Here is a 2,872-nt window from a genome sequence, read left to right on the forward strand (position 1 = left end):
GAAAGAATCCTGCGGATTTTTCCGCAACGAAATCATAGCCAAGTCCGTTGGCATTAATTTAAAAATGAACGAAACCCAAGTAAAATATCGTGATTGGGAACTCTATTCGGACAAAGAGACAACTGAACAGACCTATAACGACTTTGAACATTCAGGAGCAGAGAGTTGCGGTTGCGACTATTGTAAAAACTTCATTGCACAGCGAGAGACCGCTTTCCCTGACGAAATAAAGAAATTGTTCAGAGAACTAGGAGTTGACTACAAAAAAGAGATTGACGTGAGCGAGTTTGCTCGACTTGAAAACGGACTTCACTATTACAATGGGTGGTTTCAATTCAAAGGAGATTTTAAGGGCAAAGATTGTACTGTACCACTTCAAAACGGTGGACACACTTTTGAAATGACTAAAATTACTGACAACTTTAGCTTAGGATTTCGATATGACAACTCACTGACTCCATTCAACGAAAAGAACGGACTTGTTCAAATTGAGTTCGACTGTCATCTACCTTGGGTTTTAGAGAACGAACCTGAATGAAAAAGAAAGAAAAAACTAATGCCAACATCGGCTATAGCAAATGCGGGCTGACTGCTTAATAATGAAGATATTACAACTAAATAAAATTCGGTCTGGCGGACAAAGTTTCGGTTTCAAAATCCCGCACTTGCCATAGCCAGGGCCGTTGGCGTGCATGCAAAAAAAAATGAAACGACTTTTTCAAATATTAACAATTGCTTTAATATTAATGACAACTTCTTGTTGCGATTTTCTATGTGAACGACAAGAACATGCTGAACTAATAATCGAGAAAGTTGAGAAGTTCAAACAGGAAAAAGGACGACTTCCAGAAAATGTGACTGAAATAGGGTTAGACGACACTCAAATGCACCTTTCATTTTATCAACTAACAAGTGACACGACTTACATGGTTTGGTACGGACTGGGTGTTGGAGAGTCCAAAATCTACAGATCCGAAACAAAGAAATGGACTGAAGAAGGATGAGAAATAAATGGAAAATAGCTTTTTGGATTTGTCTACTTCTGCTGATTGTGACGGCAGTAATTGGACTTTACTCAGTTATTGACCAAGCAGTGACATTAACATACATGAAAGAAGGATACTCTGACACGGAATCGGACTTAGAATCAATCATTCAAATTGTTGGACAAACTGACCAAACCAAACAAGAAATTGAGAATATTCTTAAGGACCATAGACTTTATGAATACATGGACTTTGAGACAGACACAATTGGAATTGAACGAGTTTTACTCATTTTCGAGAATGACTCTTTGAAGAGCATAGAAAAGCAATGGTGAAAAGGAAAAGAGCACGACACGCCAACATCGGCTATAGCAAATGCGGGGCGACTGCTTAGAAATGAAGATATTACAACAAAATAAAATTCGGTCTGGCGGCCAAAGATTCGGTTTCAAAATCCCGCACTTGCCATAGCCAGGGCCGTTAGCCAAAATTTAAAAGACGACAGCAGAGTAATGAAACCAACACTGATAATTATATTGACCTTCTTCTTTTTTAATTCTTTCTCACAGACTGTGGAAGAATTAGAACATGAGCTGAGCTTTTATAAATCAGGAGAAAAATGGGGAAATAAAAAGGACATTGCATATAATTTATTAGAAAAAGATGGACTATATAGCAGAGCAATTAATTATTTAGTAGAAGTCTTTGGGAGAAATGATCAACGCGATTCAATTAGTGTCCTGTTTGACAAATTAATAAAGGACAATTCAGAAGATCCTAAGCTATATTTAATTAGAGCCGGTGAGAGAAATGCACATTTTGCAGGACTGACATTTACACAGCGAATTGAATATTTGAAAAAGGCTAAACAGCTTGACAAAGACAATATTGAAGCTACCTATTCTCTTGGAAAGATATATTATGAACTTTTCTTGAAAGAATTTAAAAACAACAAGAAAAAAGCCAACCTAGACCACTATGCGACAAATGCAGTTGATTACTTTACAGACCTATGTTCGATAGATGAAAGATTTAAGGAAACAACGAAATACCCATTAATTCAACTATATAACTATTTAGGAGAAACCCATAAGAGTAAAGAGTTGAAATTGAGTAACTTTCAATCCTCTTACTTCCCAGTTTCTTCTTTTGTTGGACTGCCTGAAGATTGGGAGACAACTTATTCTGTAGATGTTATAACTTATGTTTCGGACTTTTCTGTTTCAGGAATCGAATCCGCATTATTTTCGATTAATTGGTATTCAGAACACTTAAACGCTCTTGATGAACCAGTTTTATGTGACACCTTGCCAACAAAAATTTATCGGTTTACATACTTAAGAACTTTTGACAACCCAATCGTAATACGAATTGAGAATGACAATGGCACCATTTCAATTCATTGGAAAGTTTCAGATGGAGCGGGAGGCTATGAACCAGGCGAAATAATTGAACGTGAATCAAAGAAACTGAGTATGGAAGATTGGAAATTAATTGAAAACAAAATTGACTCTATAGATTTTTGGAATTTACCGACAGTTGAGACAGGGTTGATGGGAACTGACGGTTCACAATGGATTTTGGAAGGTAAAACTTTAGGTCAATACAAAGTAGTCGACAGATGGTGCGGTGGGAAAATATCTTCCGTTTGCAAAGAATTGATTGAATTAACAGACTTGAAGTTAAAAAAAGATGACATTTATTAATGAAGAAAAACTTTGGCTAACATTGTATAAGCGTAATGCGGGCTGAACAGCTAAAATTGAGCCTTTTTGCTCCTAAGAAACTTTGCGGTAGACTGACAATGAATTGCTCCGAAAACCCGCACTACGCTTATACTTGACCGTTGTATGTAATTAATCTAATTATATGAAGACATTATTAGT

General features: G+C 36.5%; 4 protein-coding genes. All 4 read left to right on the forward strand.

The window, feature by feature from the left end:
- A partial coding sequence (locus tag G3567_RS13085) for a glutaredoxin (RefSeq protein WP_235923602.1) occupies positions 1-538 on the forward strand: 538 nt, incomplete at its 5' end.
- Between the two features lie 208 nt (positions 539-746).
- Positions 747-1,004: a hypothetical protein gene (locus G3567_RS13090; protein ID WP_164005768.1), complete on the forward strand. Its 258-nt coding sequence runs from the start codon at positions 747-749 to the stop codon at positions 1,002-1,004.
- A complete protein-coding gene (locus G3567_RS13095) occupies positions 1,001-1,321 on the forward strand; it encodes a hypothetical protein (protein WP_164005769.1) in 321 nt (106 codons plus the stop codon). The genes G3567_RS13090 and G3567_RS13095 overlap by 4 nt, the downstream gene beginning before the upstream one ends.
- Before the next feature lie 177 nt (positions 1,322-1,498).
- A complete protein-coding gene (locus tag G3567_RS13100) occupies positions 1,499-2,692 on the forward strand; it encodes a tetratricopeptide repeat protein (RefSeq protein ID WP_164005770.1) in 1,194 nt (397 codons plus the stop codon).
- Positions 2,693-2,872 lie beyond the last annotated feature (180 nt).

The sequence above is a fragment of the Psychroflexus aurantiacus genome, assembly GCF_010820555.1.
GTDB lineage: Bacteria > Bacteroidota > Bacteroidia > Flavobacteriales > Flavobacteriaceae > Psychroflexus > Psychroflexus aurantiacus.